Here is a 17,854-nt window from a genome sequence, read left to right as displayed (position 1 = left end):
GCATCTCAAGGAAGCCGCTGGCGATCAATAACGCTATCACGTCGATTGATAGATTTTTCCTATCAAAGTTCCTCGTCCTGCACGAGCACTCTGGCTTCATGCAGCAAGGCCGACACGAGCGGCGTGAAGGGCTCGCGATAAGGAGCAACAAGGCCGACCAGATGATGCGCTTCCGGTTCGACGATCGGGATCATACGAATTTCCACCGGAAATCCAAAAGATTTGGCGACGTTGCGCGGCATGATGCTCGCCCAGCGTCCGGTTCGAACATGCGAGAACAGCACGATCATCGAATTGGATTCGAGCGTCGGATGCACGGTCGCGCCTGCCTCCGTCAGGTGCCGATTGATGATGCGGCGGTTCTGCATGTCGGCCGTCAATAGACAAAGCCGAAGATCGCCGACCTCCTTCCAGGTCACATTGTCGCGATCCGACAGCGGGCTGCCTGCAGCCGTGATCAGATGATAGCGCTCGGCATAGAGCGGAACGCTCGTGACACGGCCGAGCGGCTCGTTTTCGAGATAGGTGATGCCGGCATCGATTTCGAGATTTTCGAGCATGCTCAGCACCTGCAGCGAATTACGCGAGACGATCGAGAAGGTCACGCCGGGATGCCGTTCCTGAAAGGGCGTGGTGATGCGCGACAGCATGGCGAGCGCCGTCGGAATGGCGGCGAGGCGGATGTGACCGGAAAGGCCGCGGCGGGCGGCGCGCATTTCCTCGCGCATGGTGCGGGCGTCGCCGACGATGCGTCGGGCCCATTCGAGCACGCGCTGCCCCTCCGGCGTCAGCCCCTGGAACCGCGAGCCGCGCTGCACCAGCATGACGCCCAATTGATCCTCCAACTGCCGGATCGCGGCCGACAGCGTCGGCTGCGAAATCCCGCACTCCTCGGCGGCGCGGCCGAAATGCTTTTCATTGGCAAGGGCGATGAAGAATTCCAGCTTGTCGATCATCCGGTCTCCCGCGACATTTCGCGTCCGGCCTTATCTTCGACATAGCCGCTGTGCTCCGCAAGGGCGAAGTCCTTATTGTCTCGCATGTTCGTTATCGCAAACCGCCACGCAGTTTTGCGCGACGTGCTTTAAAAGTTTTCTGTAACCGGAAAAAGATCGAACAGCGATTCGAGGAAAGCAAGCACGCTGACATTGCCGATGCTGTAATAAACCAGCCTGCCCTGGCGGCGCGTATTGACCAGGCCTTCGAGCCTCAAACGCGCAAGCTGCTGCGAGACCATCGCCTGCTGTATGCCGAGAATATTTTCGATCTCTCCGACCGTCCGCTCCTCTTTCGCCAGTATGCAGAGGATCAGAAGTCGGGTGTGATGCGCCAGAGCTTTCAGCAGATCGCTCGCTTCATGGGCTTTTCCAGCGAGTGTGTGCAATTCCTGGCCGGTCATTCCCGGCTCCGGTTTAGGCAACGGCATTCGATATCTCGGAAGGGAGGCGTGATGTAGATCAGAACAATAGCATATTCGCAGAAGCAAATTGGTCAATAGTGATGAAATACCAAAAAAGGTCTAAGTAAATCAGCAGATAAGCTGTCCGCCATTGATCTCCATCACTTGGCCGGTGATGTATCCCGAAAGCGAGGGAGCCGCCAGGAACAGATAGGCGGGAGCGCAATCTTCCGCCGTGCCGAGCCGCTGCAGGGGGATGGATTTTCTGGTCTGCTCCAGCTTTTCGCGGGAGGAATAGCGCTCGTGGAAATCCGTCTCGATCGTTCCCGGCGAGACGCAGTTGACGCGGATTGCATCCGGGGCAAGCTCGCGGGCAAGCGCCTTGGAATAGGTCGCAACGAAGGCTTTCGAGGCCGAATAGATCGAGGAGCCGGGACTGCCGCCGGTCAGCGCCGAAATCGAGACGGTGTTGACGATGGCGGCGCCTTCGGCCGCCTTCAATGCCGGCAGCAATGCGCGCGTCAGCGCCACCACCGATGTCTGATTGAGCCGTATGACCGCCTCATATTCCGCGTCAGTCAGCGTGGCGGCGGGAAAACGGCCGAGCATGGTGCCGGCATTGTTGACGAGCACATGCACTCTGTCGAAGAAAGCGAGAACATCTTCTGCAAATTGCGCCGCCCCACCGACGGCAGAGAAATCGGCATGCAGCAGCAGCGCCCGTCTTTCGGATTCAGCCGTTAGCAGAAAATCCGGCAGGTCCCGTCCCGGCTTACGCCCGGTATGGACGATCACCTTCGCGCCGCAGTCGAGAAACTGCCGGGCGACTTCGAGGCCGATGCCGCGGCCGGCGCCGGTCACGACGACATTGCGATTTTCAAACAATCTGGGATGAAACACGAAGCCGTCCTCCTAGAGCATGATACCGAAAAGTGTGAGCGGTTTTCGGACAATATCATGCTCTAACCATATAATTTAGAACAGGATTCAGATTTTAGGCCGTCGGGCCTAAAATCATCCTGTTCTAGCGGACAGTGCCGCCGGTTGCGCCACTCGCCCTTAACATATGAGCGCGCCGACCGAAAGAAAGGCAGGCATCGATCTTTCCCGGGAGAGAGTCTCTTCCGGGGAGACTAGCTTTCCGTCTCCAGAAGCCGCGCACCCGGCCCCTCCTTGCCGAGCCGATCACAGGGATTGCGCAACGGACAGCTTTCGACCGACAGGCAGCCGCAGCCGATGCAGCCGGTCAGACGGTCGCGCAGCAGGCTCAGCCGCCTGATTCGCGCGTCGAGATCATCCTTCCAGCGCGCCGACAGCGTCTGCCAGTCGGCGGCGGTCGGCGTGCGTCCCTGCGGCAGTGATTCGAACGCCGCCTGGATTTCCGAAAGCGGAATGCCGACGCGCTGCGCCACCTTGATGATCCCGAGCCGGCGCAACACGTCGCGCCCATAGCGCCGCTGGTTGCCGCGGGAGCGGATGCTCGAGATCAGTCCCTTGGTTTCGTAAAAATGCAATGCCGAGACGGCAAGGCCGCTGCGTTCCGCCACGTCGCCGACTGTCAGGAGCTTGCCGAGCGGCGTTGCGGGAATCGTATTCATCGCCTCTTGACCTCAATATTAGTTGAGGTTTTATAAGCCTTGCTCCAGCAATCGTAAAGTCCAATCGCGAGAAGGAGCGACGCATGAAAACACCCATCAGGCTGGCGGTGATCTACGGCAGCACCAGAAAGGGCCGCATCTGTGACCGGGTGGTCAAATGGCTGACGCAGGAACTCGTCCGCTTCCCGCAATTCGATATCGACATCATCGACCCGCTGGATTTTGCGCTGCCGCCCAACCGTGACATGGCGCACCCCGAAATCGACAGGCTCGCCGGGCGGCTCGACATGGCCGACGCCTTCATCATCGTCACGCCGGAATACAATCACAGCTTCACCGCCGCGTTGAAGTCGCTCATCGATCTCTTTTTCGAGCCCTGGCAGGGCAAGCCGGTCGCCTTTGTTTCCTATGGCGGCATATCAGGGGGCCTGCGCGCGGTCGAGCAGCTGCGGCTCGTCTTTGCGGAACTCCACGCCGTCACCGTCCGCGATTCGGTCAGCTTTTCCGCGCCATGGAGCCGCTTCGACGTCGCCGGACGGCTCGACGATCCGAGCGACGCTCTGCACGCGCTCGACCGGATGATGGCGCGGCTGGAGTGGTGGACACGGGCGCTGATTACCGCGCGCGGCAATCATCCCTACGCCGATATCGCCGCCTGAGACGAAGGGCTCCGGTTCCGTTCCCGGCAGGTACGGAACCTTTGGGAACACCCGGACAGGAACCTCCGTCCGGGTGTTTTCCGATCATGCCGGCAGCATCCCGACCACGCGGACGGGTCGGCAATTTTTGCGGTTGCGGGAAGAAAACCCCGGTGGTAGTTTCCGCGCCGATTAACAGGGGAGCTCCGTATCGCCGGGGCTGAGATGCGAGGCGCAAGCGTCCGGACCCTTCAAAGCTGATCTGGGTAATGCCAGCGGAGCGAGGTTCAGATGTTTTCAGGCGCACAAGTGTCACTCTATCCGATGTCCGGCAATTTCGTCGGCATCATTCTCGATGCCGTCAAGGCGCTCGATCCCTATCGCGACCGGCTGCGCATCGAGACCGACGACATCTCCACGCTGCTGGTCGGCCCGCCTGACATTCTCTTCGCCGCCATGCACGATCTTTTCGTCGCTGCCGCAAAAACCGGCGAGCACTGCGTCCTGTCCGCCGCCGTTTCACGTGGCTGCCCCGGCGAGCCCGACGACGCCATCTGCGGCGTCAATCCCTCCCTTGGTCAGGCCGAACCGCTTGCCGATCGTATAGCGGCAGCACTTGCCGCCGTTGAGATCACCGCCGAAACCGGACAGCCGACGGCTGCGCAATTCTCGCTCTATGTCATGGGAACCGGGACCCATATGGACGAGATCTATGGTTGCATCGACTTCCTGAAACGCTCCGGCACCTTCGACCGCGCCAAGAATTTCTGCACCAGGCTCTCTGGCGATGCCGGCCCCGTCTTCGCAACCATTCGTGAGGCCTTCTATTGCTTCGGCGACCCCGAGGGTCATGTAACCCTCGACATCACGGTGTCGGCCAACAGCCCGACGAAAGCCTGATCGAACGCTGATGACAACGCTACCACCACCGGATTCGCGTCTTGCCACGCTCCGCACCGCTCTCTGCCGGGGCATACCCGCTCTGCTCGCCGGCTGCGCTTTTCTGGCGGCCTGGGAACTCTATGTCGATCTTTCCGGAATCAAGCCGTCCATCCTGCCGGCGCCGTCGCGCATCGTCATCCAGGGCTGGCTGAACCGCGAGGCGCTGATATCAAACACCTGGCCGACGCTTGGCGCGACACTCGGCGGTTTCGCGCTGTCGCTTGCCTTCGCCTTCGTCTCATCGATCCTGATGGATTTCATGCCCTTCATGCGCCGGGCATTGCTGCCGATCTTCATCGCCAGCCAGACCCTGCCGCTGGTGGCGATCGCCCCCCTCGTCGTCCTCTGGTTCGGTTTCGGTCTGTTGCCGAAGGTCCTGCTGGTGGCGCTCGTCACCTTCTTTCCGCTGCTCGTGGCCTTGCTGCAGGGCTATGAATCGACCGACCGCGACATCGCCGAATTGCTGAATTCAATGAAGGCGAGCCGCTGGCGCATTTTCCGCCTGGCACGGCTTCCTTCCTCGTTGCCCTATTTCTTCGCCGGCCTCAGGATCTCGATCACCTATGCCGTCGTCGGCGCGATCTTTGCCGAATATGCCGGCGCCGCCCGCGGCCTCGGCATCTATATCCTCAACGCCAAGAACAATTTCCGCCCCGATCTCGTTCTCGCCGCCGTCGTCGTCAGCGCCGTGTTGACACTTTGCCTCTTCGGGCTGACGCTCTTGATCCAGCGCCTCGTCATGCCCTGGCAGCCATCCGGGGAGCGGCGGCGATGACCGACACAATGGTTGAACTCAACAATATCTCGAAGTCCTTCGACGGTATGAAGGTGCTGGGCGATATTTCGCTGACGGTCGCAGACGGCGAATTCGTTTCGATCGTCGGCCCGTCCGGCTCCGGAAAATCGACGGTGCTGCGATTGCTGACCCAGGCGCTGCGCCCCGATTCCGGCACCATGCTGTTCAACGGCGCGCCGCTGGAACAGGCGCCCCATTCCTTCGCCTTCATGCCGCAGCGCGATGCGCTGATGCCCTGGCGCCGGATCATCGACAATGCGGCACTCGGCCTCGAGGTGAAAGGCATGAGCCGTCGCGCGGCCCGCGCCACTGTGGCGCCTTTGTTCGAGAGCTTCGGTCTTGCCGGCTTCGAACACCACTATCCCGCCGAACTCTCCGGCGGCATGCGCCAGCGGGCCGCGCTGCTGCGCACCGTCGTCCAGACCCAGGACATGCTGCTGCTCGACGAGCCCTTCGGCGCGCTCGACGCGCTGACGCGCACGCAGATCCAGGAATGGCTGCAGGGCATGTGGACCGAACACCGCTGGACGGCGTTGCTGATCACCCACGACGTTCGCGAGGCGGTGTTCCTCTCCGACCGGATCTACGTGCTTTCGGCCCGCCCGGCGCGTATCATCCGCGAATTCCGCGTTCCCCTGCCGCGCCCGAGAAGCATTGCCGACCTCGGCTCGCCGGCGGCCCAGGCGATCGAAACCGAAATCCTGCAAACCCTGCTTCATCCGCTAGAACAGGATGATTTTAGGCCGGTCGGCCCAAAATCTGAATCCTGTTCTAATTTAAAGAGTTAGAGCATGATGTCATGAGAAAACCGCTCACACTTTTCGGCATCATGCTCTAGAGACCTGAGGAGGTCACTATGCTGCTTCTCACCCGCCGCCAGACGATCTTCGCCGCCCTCGCGGCAAGCCTTGCCGGCCGCGCCGCCTTCGCCCAATCGGCGCCCGCAAAGGTCCGCATCGCGCTCGACTGGACGCCCAACACCAACCATATCGGCCTCTATGTCGCCAAGGCCAAGGGCTTCTATGCCGATGCCGGCCTCGATGTCGAAATCCTTCCCTTCACCGATACCAGCGCCGGAACGCTGGTGTCGAACGGCGTTGCCGATTTCGGCATCAGCAGCGAAATCGAGACCCTCACCCAGCGCGCCGGCGGCGGTGACGTGAAGATGGTCTATGGCGTCGTTCAGACGGAAACTGCGCGGCTGATCTTCAAGGGCGGACGCGACGACATCAAGAGCCCTAAGGATCTCGACGGCAAGACCTATGGCGGCTTCGGCGGCACCTGGGAGAGCGCGCTGATCTCCGCGATGATCCGCAATGACGGCGGCAAGGGCGACGTCAAGACCGTCACCCTCGGCACCTCCGCCTACGAGGCGCTGGACAATGGCTCGATCGATTTCACGCTGGAGATCTACACCTGGGAAGGCATCGCCGCCGAGTTGGAAAACCGGAAGATCGGCCGCTTCCACTATTCCGATTATGGCATTCCCGACGAGCAGACGACGGTCATCGTCTCCAGCGACGCCTATCTCTCGGCAAACCGGGAACACGCCCGCGCCTTCATCCAGGCCACCCGAAAGGGCTATGCCTACTCCGTCGACCATCCCGATGAAGCCTGCGACCTGCTGATCTCGGGAAGCAACGGCGCACTGATGAATACGGACCTGGTCAAGGCCTCGCAGAAGGCACTGATCGAGGGGCACTTCCTGAAATCCGAGGCCGGCGTGATCGGTAAGCTCGACCCGGCAAAGGCCGAGGCCCTGGGCGGCTTCCTGCTCGAGAATGGCATTCTGGTCGATGCGAATGGCGCCGCACTTAAGGAGAAGCCGGACTTTTCCACCTATTATACCAACGAACTTCTCGACTGAGCCCAACGCCTGCCTTGCCCGTCGCAGCTTTCCGCTGCAAAGTCCGGAGCATGATGCCGCCCGAAAACCGCTCACACTTTTCGGCATCATGCTCCAAAGCATGTCGCGCAAAAGTGTGCAGCGGTTTTGCGCCAACGACATGCGAAAAACAAAGACCTAAAGTGCGGGCTACGCGAATCTGAAAGATCGCGACGCGCTTTAGGGCAGGGCGGGAGATCAGATGCGACAACAGGAGAGACTGGCCGGAGCGGACTTTCTGCGCGCGACGGCCTGTCTGCTGGTGCTCGCCCACCACTTCGCGCTGCGGCTGGATATGCGCAGAATTCCCGACGAACTGGCGCCGACCGCAAACATCCTCCGCTTCGGCAATTTCGGCGTCGCCATCTTCTTCGTGCTCAGCGGCTTTCTTCTTGCCCACCCCTTCTGGCGCGCGCTCGACGACGGCAGCAACATGCCGAGCCTCCGTCACTACACGATCCGTAGGGCGGCGCGCATCGCTCCGGGCTTCTGGTTCGCTGCCACCATCGGCTTCGCCCTCAGCCTGACGCTGCTTGCCCTGCCGCTGACGCCGGAGCTGGTGCTCCGCTACCTCTCCGGGCTGCTGTTCATGAGCCAGTGGCATTGGCGCACGCTCTTTCCTGTCGAGACCGACGGCCCGCTTTGGTCGATTCCCTTCGAGGTCACCAGCTATGTGCTGCTGCCGCTCTGCTTTCTCCTGCTGTTTCGTTTGCCCGTCCTCAGACAGCGCCCGCTGCTTGCCCGCTTCGCCTGGCTATGCGTCGTCACGGGAGTGCTCCTCGCCCATCTGCTGATCCTCACCTTGTTTCCGCTCGACGACATCGGACGCGGCTGGCAATACGGCCTGCAGGGCGGGGCGAAGGAGTGGATGCCGCGCTATAATCCGATCGGCTTCTTCGCCGTCTTCGCGCTCGGCGCGCTGGCCGCCGGCGTCGAGGTCATGCTCCCAAGAAGGCCGTCCTCCCGGTTCGATGCCGCAGCGCTGCTGGCCCTCGCCATTGCCGGCTACCGCCTCGTCATATCGCCCGGCGGCACCCCCGAAGCTTATGGCTGGCTCGAAATCCCCTATGGCTTCCCGGTTTTTCCGCTGGCAATCGCAACGGCGCTCGTTTCGCTGTGCCATTCGCAATATCTGGGCCGGCTGCTCGACAACGCTCCTGTCCGCTATATCGCCAAGATCTCCTTCGGCATCTATATCTGGCAGGAGATCATCCTGATATTGATCCAGAGGCTCGACCCCGGCTCGTTCGGCGCTGCCTCGGAAAATGTCGTCACCGGCTGGCTGCAGTCTTGCGGTCTGGCGGCAGGGCTGGTGCTCCTGGTTGCAAGCCTCAGCTACACCCTGCTGGAAAAACCGGCGATCGATTTTGGAAACCGCCTGACATCCCGTCAATCCAATCGGGCTACTCCTTTCAAAGTATAAATCTCCCGCGACTTCAACTACAGGCATTAAGGTTAACGGGCAATACTCCCATTTTTGGCTTCTTTAGGGTTACGGAATTCTTAATTATACCGATGACAAACGATACGTGACCATGTATCTGTCTCTGTGCCGTTCAGTATCGCATCTAAACTTGTGGGCCTTGCGTAATGAATGCTTTTACTTCGAAGACGAATTCACGCTTCGATGCGTCTCGGCGTCAGGACAAAATCGGGTCCCTGGTTATCGCGAATTCCAACATTCGCCAGCCCGAGAGCTTTTCCCTTGTTGAAAGAAAGATGGCTGGGCAGCTCAGCGTGAAGCGTTTGATCGACATCGTCGCCTCGGTCAGCGCCCTCATCGTCCTGTTGCCGTTTTTTCTGGCGATCGCGCTCTTCATCAAGCTCGACGACGGCGGACCAGTGTTTTTCCGCCAGATCCGCTGGGGACTGAACGGCCAGAAGATCACGGTCTTCAAGTTCCGAACGATGCGCGCCGAAGCTTGCGATCCGAGCGGCATCCAACAGACGGTCAAGGGCGACAGCCGGGTGACAGGCATCGGCGCGATGCTCCGCAAGACCAATATCGACGAACTGCCGCAGCTTCTGAACGTCCTCAGGGGCGACATGTCGCTGGTCGGCCCGCGCTGCCACGCCATCAACATGCGGGCAGCCGGCCGGCTCTACGAAGAACTGGTGCCCGACTATCATCACCGCCACATCATGCGTCCCGGCATTACCGGTCTTGCGCAGACACGCGGATGGCGCGGCCCGACGGCGCGACCGCTTCAAGCCCGCGCCCGCATCGCCTGCGATATTTATTATGTCAGGAATTTCAGCCTGCTGCTCGACTTGAAGATATTGTTCAAGACGATCGTCATCGAGCTGCGCGGCGGCACCGGCTTCTGAGATGATCCGCTATCGCTGCCAGAGGTAGGCGGTTCATGGCGCCCGCCCGATGGCCGCCCTCTGCCCTATCCCACAGGTGAACAGACACAAAAAAGGCGGCTGTTGCAGCCGCCTTTGATCGTCGCGGTCGGTTGCGATCAATCCTGTTGGACGACGCCGCGCAGATGCGTCAGTTCCATGATGAAGTGCTCGAGCTTCGACTTGTGCTCGTGCAGCTCGGCATGTTCGAGCTCCTTGCGGGCGGCCTCGATGCGGCGGGTCAGCTCGTCCTTGTGCAGTTCCTCGACCGGAACCGCGGATTCGGCAAGCAGAGTGCAGCCGGTCGGCAGGATATCGGCGAAACCGCCGAACACCACGTAGTCCTGCTTTTTGCCGGAGGCCGAACGCACGCTCACGACACCCGGCTTGATCGTCGTCATCGTCGGCGCATGGTTTGCCATGACCGTCATCTCGCCTTCCGTCGCGGGGATGACGACCTCGGTCACCATCTCCGACAGCAGCAGACGCTCCGGCGAAACGAGCTCAAAGTTGAAATTGTCAGCCATCAGTGACTTACCTTCTCGGCTATGGCTTTCGCATCTTGCAATTTAGTCCCGCAGAACGGGCAGTGCATTATCGCTTGGTCGAGATAACCGAGGCCTTCCTCGCTCTGGACCAGCCCCACCACCATCATCAGCACACCGTTATCGGCGCGATAAATGGTCGGCGCGGCTGGTTCCGGAAGATCCGCCACGACCCCTTTCAGGGAGTCGCAGCAGAATATCTCGTCCAGCGCGTCGCTCATTAAGCAGCTGCGAGCTTCTTGGCCTTTTCGACCGCTTCTTCCATCGAGCCGACCATGTAGAAGGCAGCTTCCGGCAGGTGATCGTATTCGCCGTTGACGAGACCCTTGAAGCCCTTGATCGTGTCTTCGAGAGCAACCAGCTTGCCCGGCGAGCCGGTGAAGACTTCGGCGACGAAGAACGGCTGCGACAGGAAACGCTCGATCTTGCGGGCGCGGGCGACAGCAATCTTGTCCTCTTCGGACAGTTCGTCCATGCCAAGGATCGCGATGATGTCCTGCAGGGCCTTGTAGCGCTGCAGCGTCGACTGGACCTTGCGGGCGACGTCGTAATGTTCTTCGCCGACGACCATCGGGTCGAGCATGCGCGAGGTGGAGTCGAGCGGATCGACGGCCGGGTAGATGCCCTTTTCAGCGATCGAGCGCGACAGAACGGTCGTTGCGTCAAGGTGAGCAAACGAGGTTGCCGGCGCCGGGTCGGTCAAGTCGTCGGCCGGAACGTAAATCGCCTGGACCGAGGTGATCGAGCCTGTCGTCGTCGTGGTGATGCGCTCCTGCATCTGGCCCATGTCGGTTGCGAGCGTCGGCTGATAACCGACGGCCGACGGGATGCGGCCGAGCAGAGCCGACACTTCGGAACCTGCCTGCGTGAAGCGGAAGATGTTGTCGACGAAGAACAGAACGTCCTGGCCCTGGTCGCGGAAGTGCTCGGCGACCGTCAGGCCGGTCAGGGCGACGCGGGCGCGCGCGCCCGGCGGCTCGTTCATCTGACCGTAAACAAGCGCAGCCTTCGAGCCTTCGCCGCCGCCATGCTTGTTGACGTTCGATTCGATCATTTCGTGGTAGAGGTCGTTGCCTTCGCGGGTGCGTTCACCGACGCCTGCAAAAACCGAGTAACCACCATGCGCCTTGGCGACGTTGTTGATCAGTTCCATGATCAGAACCGTCTTGCCGACGCCGGCGCCGCCGAAGAGGCCGATCTTGCCGCCGCGTGCGTAAGGAGCCAGAAGATCGACGACCTTGATGCCGGTGACCAGAATCTGCGATTCCGTCGACTGCTCGACATAGGACGGTGCATCCTGGTGGATGGCGCGCTTGTGAGCGGTGACCAGCGGACCGGCTTCGTCGACCGGCTCACCGATGACGTTCATGATGCGGCCGAGCGTCTCGTTGCCGACCGGAACCATGATCGGAGCGCCGGTATCGGCGACTTCCTGGCCGCGGACGAGACCTTCGCTCGAGTCCATCGCGATGGTACGGACGACGTTTTCGCCAAGGTGCTGTGCAACTTCGAGAACCAGGCGGTTGCCGTTGTTGGTGGTTTCCAGCGCGTTCAGGATCTTCGGCAGTTCGCCTTCGAAAGCAACGTCGACGACGGCGCCGATAACCTGGGTGACTCTGCCGACAGAGCCGATCTTGGGGGTAGCTGCCTCAGCCATTTTCTGACCCTCTTTTCCTAGCCTCAGAGCGCTTCCGCGCCCGAAATGATTTCAATGAGTTCCTTGGTGATCTGCGCCTGACGCTGGCGGTTGTAGCTCAGCGTCAACTTGTTGATCATCTCACCGGCATTACGCGTCGCATTGTCCATAGCGCTCATCTTGGCACCCATCTCGCCTGCGACGTTCTCAAGGAGCGCGCGGAAGATCTGGACGGAGATGTTGCGCGGGATCAGATCTTCAAGGATCGATGCCGGATCCGGCTCGTATTCGTAGACGGCGCCGGCATGGGCGGCATCTTCGGCCTGCACAGCCCCCGTTGAAGCCGGGATGAGCTGCTGCGCCGTCGGAATCTGGCTGATCACCGACTTGAACTCGGAATAGAACAGCGTGCAGACGTCGAACTCGCCGGCAGCATACATCTCGATGATGCGCTTGCCGATCTGGTCCGCATTCTCGAAGCCGACGCGCTTGACGTCGCGCAATTCCTTGCGCTCGATGATCAGCGACGCAAATTCGCGGCGAAGGATGTCGTGACCCTTCTTGCCGACGGTGAAAATCTTCACCGTCTTGCCTTCGGCAAGCAGCTTGCGGACATGTTCGCGGGCAAAACGGGCGATCTGCGAGTTGAAACCGCCACAAAGACCACGTTCGGCCGTGCAGACCACCAGCAGATGGACCTTGTCCTGGCCAGTGCCGGTCATCAGCGTCGGCGCGCCATCCGCATCGGTGACAGCCTTGGCGATGTTCGCCAGAACCGCACCCATGCGCTGCGAGTAGGGCCGTGCGGCCTCGGCCGCCTCCTGCGCACGCCGAAGCTTCGCCGCGGCGACCATTTTCATCGCCTTGGTGATCTTCTGCGTCGCCTTGACGGAGGCGATCCGGTTTTTCAGATCCTTAAGTGAAGGCATCCGTGATCCGTCCTAACTTAGGGCCTGATTACGAGAAAGACTTTGCGAAGCTATCGAGAGCAGCGGTGAGCTGGCCCTTGGTACCGTCGCTGATTGCCTTTTCCGTGCGGATCGCGTCGAGGATGGCGGAGCCTTCCGAACGCAGATATGAGAGGAAGCCCTGCTCGAACTTGCCGACCGAAGCGACCGGCAGCTTGTCGAGATAGCCGTTGACACCGGCGAAAATCACGGCGACCTGCTCTTCCGTCTTCAGCGGCGAGAACTGCGGCTGCTTCAGGAGTTCGGTCAGGCGTGCGCCGCGGTTCAGGAGGCGCTGCGTCGCAGCGTCAAGGTCCGAACCGAACTGGGCGAAGGCGGCCATTTCGCGATACTGGGCAAGTTCGCCCTTGATCGAACCGGCAACCTGCTTCATCGCCTTGATCTGTGCCGACGAGCCGACGCGGGAAACCGACAGGCCGACGTTTACGGCCGGACGGATACCCTGATAGAACAGGTCGGTTTCAAGGAAGATCTGACCGTCGGTGATCGAGATGACGTTGGTCGGAATGAAGGCCGACACGTCGTTGCCCTGCGTTTCGATAACCGGCAGAGCGGTCAGCGAACCGGCGCCCTTGTCGTCGTTCATCTTTGCAGCGCGCTCGAGCAGACGCGAGTGCAGGTAGAAAACGTCGCCCGGATAGGCTTCGCGGCCCGGCGGGCGGCGCAGCAGCAGCGACATCTGGCGGTAGGACACAGCCTGCTTGGACAGGTCGTCGTAACCGATCAGCGCGTGCATGCCGTTGTCGCGGAAATATTCGCCCATGGCGCAACCGGCAAACGGAGCCAGGAACTGCATCGGCGCCGGGTCGGACGCGGTAGCGGCGACGATGATCGAATACTTCAGTGCGCCGCGCTCTTCGAGCACCTTGACGAACTGGGCAACGGTCGAACGCTTCTGGCCGACGGCGACGTAGACGCAGTAAAGCTTTTCGCCTTCCGGACCGTTGTCGTGAATGGCCTTCTGGTTGAGGAAGGCATCGAGAAGGATCGCGGTCTTGCCGGTCTGGCGGTCACCGATAACAAGCTCGCGCTGGCCGCGGCCGACCGGGATCAGCGCGTCGATGGCCTTGAGGCCGGTCGACATCGGCTCATGAACCGACTTGCGCGGAATGATGCCCGGAGCCTTGACGTCGACGCGCGAACGGCGCGTCGCGTTGATCGGGCCCTTGCCGTCGATCGGATTGCCGAGCGCGTCGACGACGCGGCCGAGCAGTTCCGGACCAACCGGAACGTCAACGATGGCGCCGGTCCGCTTAACGGTGTCGCCTTCCTTGATGTCGCGGTCGGAGCCGAAGATGACGACGCCGACATTGTCGGATTCGAGGTTCAGAGCCATGCCGCGGATACCGCCCGGGAACTCGACCATTTCACCGGCCTGGACATTGTCCAGACCGTAGACACGAGCGATACCGTCACCGACGGAGAGAACCTGGCCGACTTCCGAGACTTCTGCCTCTTTGCCGAAATTTTTGATCTGGTCTTTGAGAATTGCGGAAATTTCCGCGGCGCGGATATCCATCAGCCAACCTCTTTCAATGCGAGCTTAAGGGTAGAGAGTTTGGTACGAAGAGACGTATCAATCTGACGGGACCCGACCTTCACGATCAGACCACCAAGAATTGACGGATCAACCGTGACGGCAAGCGTCACGTCTTTGCCGGTAACGCTCTTGAGTGCCACCTTCAATTCGGTTTCCTGCGCTTGCGAAAGCGCATGCGCCGAGGTGACCTCGGCGGAGACTTCACCGCGATGGTTCGCGGCGATGATGCGGAAGGCCTTGATCATGCCCGGCAGGGCAAACAGGCGGCGGTTGCGCGCCACGACCTTCAGGAAATTGGCGAAGAAGCCGCTGATGCCGGCCTTCTCGCTGATGGCGACGATCGCCTTCAGCTGGTCTTCAGCGGAGAAAACCGGGCTTGCGACGAAGCGCTTCAGATCGGCGCTCTCATCCAGCATTGCCTGGAAACGGTCAAGATCGGCGGTTACGCTGTCGACGGCGCCCTGCTCGATCGCCAGATCAAAAAGCGACGAGGCATAGCGCTCGGCAACACCAGATGTAAGCTGGGACGTGTCTGCCACTGGCACAAATTTCCCTGATTTTAACCCAAAATCCGGCTCTCGGCGGACGCCGAACCTATGATCTTGAATTCGTTTTGATTTCCCCCAGAAATCACAAGAGAAGCCTCTTGCTTCTTCCGAAATTCGGGGTCCGTCTAACATAGGATGTTCGGACTCGCAACACGCGTAATGCCCGAATACGCCTTTCACATGAATTTCTGTTCGCAAAATTGCGCAATGGCCTGAAAGCAGGCCACAGAAGCCGCCTGCCGGCAGCAAGAGTCACGTCTGGGTGAAGCCGAAAACGTAGAGCAGCGGTAGCGCGGCCAAAGCGATCTGTACAACCAGGAGTAAATAGTTGACGAGATTACTCCCCTTATCGGACAGGATCGAGATGATACGGGCAAAGGCCGCCATCGCGAAAGAGGCGCCGAGCGCCATATAGATCCAGTTCTGGGCCAGCATGATCGCCGACAGGCCGAAGCCGAGATAGAAACCGCCCATCGAGCGTCCCTCGCCAAAACCTTCCGGCCGCCCCTCCTGCACCTGCAGGCCGAGAAGACGGAAGGTCTGCCCCGGCGCAAACATCATGATGAAGCCGGCGAGCGCCGTGAAAGCGGCAGAGCAAAAGGCAAGCTGCTCGCCAAGCTCGGTCGGAAAATAAAACTCCATGCGTCAGCCCCAAATCACCCGGATGAATCAGTGTTTTATGGCATGCGCCGGAAAAGGAGGAAATGGCGGCGTTCTGTTTTAGAGAAAACTCTGCGGATCGATATCCAGCTGCACCTGCACCGATCCGCGCTCCTTGGGCGATTGCGACAGCATCGCCCGCAGGAAACCCTGCATGTCAGAATTCCGCCGGCCGTGCACCAGGAGGCGGAAGCGGTGGCGGCCGCGCACCAGCGCAAGCGGCGCCTCGGCCGGGCCGAGCACCGAAATGCCCGACACCTGCGGTGCCGCATTGCGCATGCCGCGCGCATGGTTTTCAGCGTCATGGCGGGTTTCGGCAGAAACGATGATCGAGGCGAGCCGGCCGAAGGGCGGCAATACGGCGCGTTCGCGTTCGGTGATCTCGCGCTCATAGAAGGCGTCGGAATCGCCTGATACGATCGCCTGCATGACAGGATGCTGCGGCTGATAAGTCTGCAGCAGCCCATGGCTCTTCAGGCCGGTGCGCCCGGCCCGGCCCGTCACCTGCGACAAAAGCTGGAAGGTGCGCTCGGCCGCGCGCGGGTCGCCATTGGCGAGCCCAAGATCGGCATCGACAATGCCGACCAGCGTCATCAGCGGAAAATTATGCCCCTTGGCGACGAGCTGGGTGCCGATGACGATATCCGCCTCGCCCTTGGCGATCGCGTCCAGCTCCAGCCGCAGCCGCTTCACCCCGCCCATGATATCGGAAGAGAGAACGATCGTCCGTGCCTCCGGAAAATGCCGCTCCACCTCCTCGGCGATGCGCTCGACGCCTGGCCCGCAGGCAACGAGATGGTCGAGCGTGCCGCATTCCGGGCACGCTTCCGGCGTGCGCTCGGCATGGCCGCATTGATGGCATTGCAGCTGCTTGCGGAAGCGATGCTCCACCAGCCAGCTCGAACATTGCGGGCATTGGAACCTGTGGCCGCAGACCCGGCAGAGCGTCAGCGGCGCATAACCGCGCCGGTTGAGAAAGAGCAGCGCCTGTTCCCGCTTCTCCACCGTCTTGCCGATCGCGCGGATCAACACCGGCGACAGGAAGCCGCCGCGCTCCGGCGCATGCCGGCGCATATCGACGAGATGCAGATCCGGCAGCGCCGCATCGCCGAAACGCGTCGGCAGATGGACGGTGCTGTAGCGGCCACTCTGCCCGTTGACCTGGCTTTCGACCGACGGCGTCGCCGACACCAAAATGACGGGAAAATCGCCGATGCGGCCGCGCACCACAGCCATGTCGCGGGCATTGTAGAAGACGCGATCCTCCTGCTTGTAGGCGGGATCGTGCTCCTCATCGACGATGATCAGACCGAGATCCTCGAAGGGCAGGAAGAGCGCCGAGCGGGCGCCGGCCACGACGCGCACCTCGCCGGTCACCGCCTGGCGCCAGACCTTCTCGCGCATACGCGGCGCAAGATCGGAATGCCATTCGGCCGGCTTTGCCCCGAAACGGTCCTGGAAACGCTCCATGAAACTTGCCGTCAGCGCAATTTCCGGCAGCAGGATCAGCACTTGCTTGCCGCGCTTCAGCGTCTCGGCAATCGCCTCGAAATAAACCTCGGTCTTGCCGGAGCCGGTCACCCCGTCGATCAGCGACACCGAAAATTCGCCCTTGCGGACGTCGGCAACGATCTCTTCGGCCGCCGCCTTCTGCGGCCCTTCGAGGCGCGCGGCGGCAAAATTGGGATCAGGCATCGCCACAACAGGCGGCGGTGGCAGGAATATCGTCTCGAAAATGCCGAGCGTGATCAGCCCGTCGACGACGCTCGTCGAGACACCCGCCGCATGCGCCAGGCCGCTGCGCGTCCAGGAAAGGCCGTCGGAGGCCGTGTCGAGCACCCGGGCGCGCGCCGGCGTCATCCGCTCCGGTTCACCGCCGACGAGCTTCAGCCCCTCCACCATCGGCTCCGGCTCGAAGGCGTTCGGCGCCCGCAGCGCCATGCGGGCGACGAGGCCGGGCGGCGAGAGCGTATAGGTCGCGACCCAGTCGATGAAATCGCGCATTTCCCGGGAGAGTGGCGGGCAGTCGAAGACATGGCTGATCGGCCGGAGCTTCTTTGGATCGACACCGTCCTCGCCGCCGTCCCAGACGACGCCGATCACCTGCCGCGGGCCGAGCGGCACCTGCACGACCGAGCCGGGTTCAACCGCCATGCCATCCGGCACCGAATAGGAATAGGGTTTCGGCGCCGGCATCGGCACCAGCACGGGAACCGTTCGGTTCGCGGGCGGTGCCTCGAAAAGCGCGCCAAAGAGATCGGACGAATCTGTGCTCATCGGGCGAGACCATGCCCGCAAATCGATGGAATTGGAACCGCAAAGACGAGGCGGCGTCTCTAGCACGAAATGGCGA

Annotated in this window: 19 protein-coding genes and 1 riboswitch; of the genes, 7 read left to right on the top strand and 12 right to left on the bottom strand. The window is 61.3% G+C overall.

The window, feature by feature from the left end:
- Positions 1–62: 62 nt before the first annotated feature.
- The 4 genes from CO667_RS08955 to soxR all read right to left on the bottom strand — a co-directional run bounded on the left by CO667_RS08955 (position 63) and on the right by soxR (position 2,997).
- Complete coding sequence (locus tag CO667_RS08955) at positions 63–956, bottom strand: LysR family transcriptional regulator (protein WP_003589869.1); 894 nt, start codon at positions 954–956, stop codon at positions 63–65.
- 128 nt (positions 957–1,084) lie between these two features.
- Positions 1,085–1,426, bottom strand: a complete 342-nt coding sequence (locus tag CO667_RS08950) for a metalloregulator ArsR/SmtB family transcription factor (RefSeq protein WP_097618027.1) — start codon at positions 1,424–1,426, stop codon at positions 1,085–1,087.
- A 102-nt stretch (positions 1,427–1,528) separates the two neighbouring features.
- On the bottom strand, positions 1,529–2,299 hold the full coding sequence (locus CO667_RS08945) for an SDR family oxidoreductase (RefSeq protein WP_097618026.1): 771 nt from the start codon (positions 2,297–2,299) through the stop codon (positions 1,529–1,531).
- 233 nt (positions 2,300–2,532) lie between these two features.
- Positions 2,533–2,997, bottom strand: coding sequence for a redox-sensitive transcriptional activator SoxR (gene soxR, locus CO667_RS08940; RefSeq protein WP_097618025.1), 465 nt, complete (start codon positions 2,995–2,997; stop codon positions 2,533–2,535).
- 83 nt (positions 2,998–3,080) lie between these two features.
- On the opposite strand from soxR, the gene CO667_RS08935 reads away from it, so the two are divergent.
- The 7 genes from CO667_RS08935 (at position 3,081) to CO667_RS08900 (ending at position 9,586) form a co-directional block, all read left to right on the top strand.
- Positions 3,081–3,656 (top strand): NAD(P)H-dependent oxidoreductase, encoded by a 576-nt coding sequence (locus tag CO667_RS08935; RefSeq protein ID WP_097618024.1) that lies wholly within the window; start codon positions 3,081–3,083, stop codon positions 3,654–3,656.
- 166 nt (positions 3,657–3,822) lie between these two features.
- Positions 3,823–3,936: riboswitch (TPP riboswitch) on the top strand.
- Positions 3,927–4,535: a YkoF family thiamine/hydroxymethylpyrimidine-binding protein gene (locus tag CO667_RS08930; RefSeq protein WP_097618023.1), complete on the top strand. Its 609-nt coding sequence runs from the start codon at positions 3,927–3,929 to the stop codon at positions 4,533–4,535. It overlaps the preceding riboswitch by 10 nt.
- A 10-nt stretch (positions 4,536–4,545) precedes the next feature.
- Positions 4,546–5,352: an ABC transporter permease gene (locus CO667_RS08925; protein ID WP_097618022.1), complete on the top strand. Its 807-nt coding sequence runs from the start codon at positions 4,546–4,548 to the stop codon at positions 5,350–5,352.
- Entirely contained in the window at positions 5,349–6,161 is an 813-nt protein-coding gene (locus CO667_RS08920) for an ABC transporter ATP-binding protein (RefSeq protein WP_097618021.1), read from the top strand. The genes CO667_RS08925 and CO667_RS08920 overlap by 4 nt, the downstream gene beginning before the upstream one ends.
- A gap of 68 nt (positions 6,162–6,229) precedes the next feature.
- Positions 6,230–7,240 (top strand): ABC transporter substrate-binding protein, encoded by a 1,011-nt coding sequence (locus CO667_RS08915; protein ID WP_097618020.1) that lies wholly within the window; start codon positions 6,230–6,232, stop codon positions 7,238–7,240.
- A 220-nt stretch (positions 7,241–7,460) separates the two neighbouring features.
- Positions 7,461–8,681 (top strand): acyltransferase, encoded by a 1,221-nt coding sequence (locus CO667_RS08905; protein ID WP_097618018.1) that lies wholly within the window; start codon positions 7,461–7,463, stop codon positions 8,679–8,681.
- 167 nt (positions 8,682–8,848) lie between these two features.
- Complete coding sequence (locus tag CO667_RS08900; protein ID WP_097618017.1) at positions 8,849–9,586, top strand: sugar transferase; 738 nt, start codon at positions 8,849–8,851, stop codon at positions 9,584–9,586.
- Positions 9,587–9,723: 137 nt separating this feature from the next.
- Here CO667_RS08900 and CO667_RS08895 read toward each other — a convergent pair whose 3' ends face one another.
- The 8 genes from CO667_RS08895 to CO667_RS08860 form a co-directional block, all read right to left on the bottom strand.
- Positions 9,724–10,131: a F0F1 ATP synthase subunit epsilon gene (locus tag CO667_RS08895; protein ID WP_012759246.1), complete on the bottom strand. Its 408-nt coding sequence runs from the start codon at positions 10,129–10,131 to the stop codon at positions 9,724–9,726.
- Positions 10,131–10,370: a hypothetical protein gene (locus CO667_RS08890; RefSeq protein WP_027682592.1), complete on the bottom strand. Its 240-nt coding sequence runs from the start codon at positions 10,368–10,370 to the stop codon at positions 10,131–10,133. The genes CO667_RS08895 and CO667_RS08890 overlap by 1 nt, the downstream gene beginning before the upstream one ends.
- The gene (gene atpD / locus CO667_RS08885; protein ID WP_017966276.1) at positions 10,370–11,806 is read right to left on the bottom strand and encodes a F0F1 ATP synthase subunit beta; all 1,437 of its coding nucleotides are present in this window, start codon (positions 11,804–11,806) and stop codon (positions 10,370–10,372) included. Before atpD ends, CO667_RS08890 begins: the two co-directional genes overlap by 1 nt.
- 23 nt (positions 11,807–11,829) lie before the next feature.
- On the bottom strand, positions 11,830–12,714 hold the full coding sequence (locus CO667_RS08880) for a F0F1 ATP synthase subunit gamma (protein WP_097618016.1): 885 nt from the start codon (positions 12,712–12,714) through the stop codon (positions 11,830–11,832).
- A gap of 28 nt (positions 12,715–12,742) precedes the next feature.
- Entirely contained in the window at positions 12,743–14,272 is a 1,530-nt protein-coding gene (gene atpA / locus CO667_RS08875; protein ID WP_097618015.1) for a F0F1 ATP synthase subunit alpha, read from the bottom strand.
- Complete coding sequence (locus tag CO667_RS08870) at positions 14,272–14,838, bottom strand: F0F1 ATP synthase subunit delta (protein WP_179874103.1); 567 nt, start codon at positions 14,836–14,838, stop codon at positions 14,272–14,274. The genes atpA and CO667_RS08870 overlap by 1 nt, the downstream gene beginning before the upstream one ends.
- 255 nt (positions 14,839–15,093) lie before the next feature.
- A complete protein-coding gene (locus tag CO667_RS08865) occupies positions 15,094–15,483 on the bottom strand; it encodes a DUF4345 family protein (RefSeq protein ID WP_097618013.1) in 390 nt (129 codons plus the stop codon).
- A gap of 78 nt (positions 15,484–15,561) precedes the next feature.
- Entirely contained in the window at positions 15,562–17,778 is a 2,217-nt protein-coding gene (locus CO667_RS08860) for a primosomal protein N' (protein WP_097618012.1), read from the bottom strand.
- Positions 17,779–17,854: the final 76 nt, after the last annotated feature.

Source organism: Rhizobium sp. L43 (genome assembly GCF_002531725.1).
GTDB lineage: Bacteria > Pseudomonadota > Alphaproteobacteria > Rhizobiales > Rhizobiaceae > Rhizobium.
This window is presented reverse-complemented; position numbering and strand designations above follow the sequence as displayed.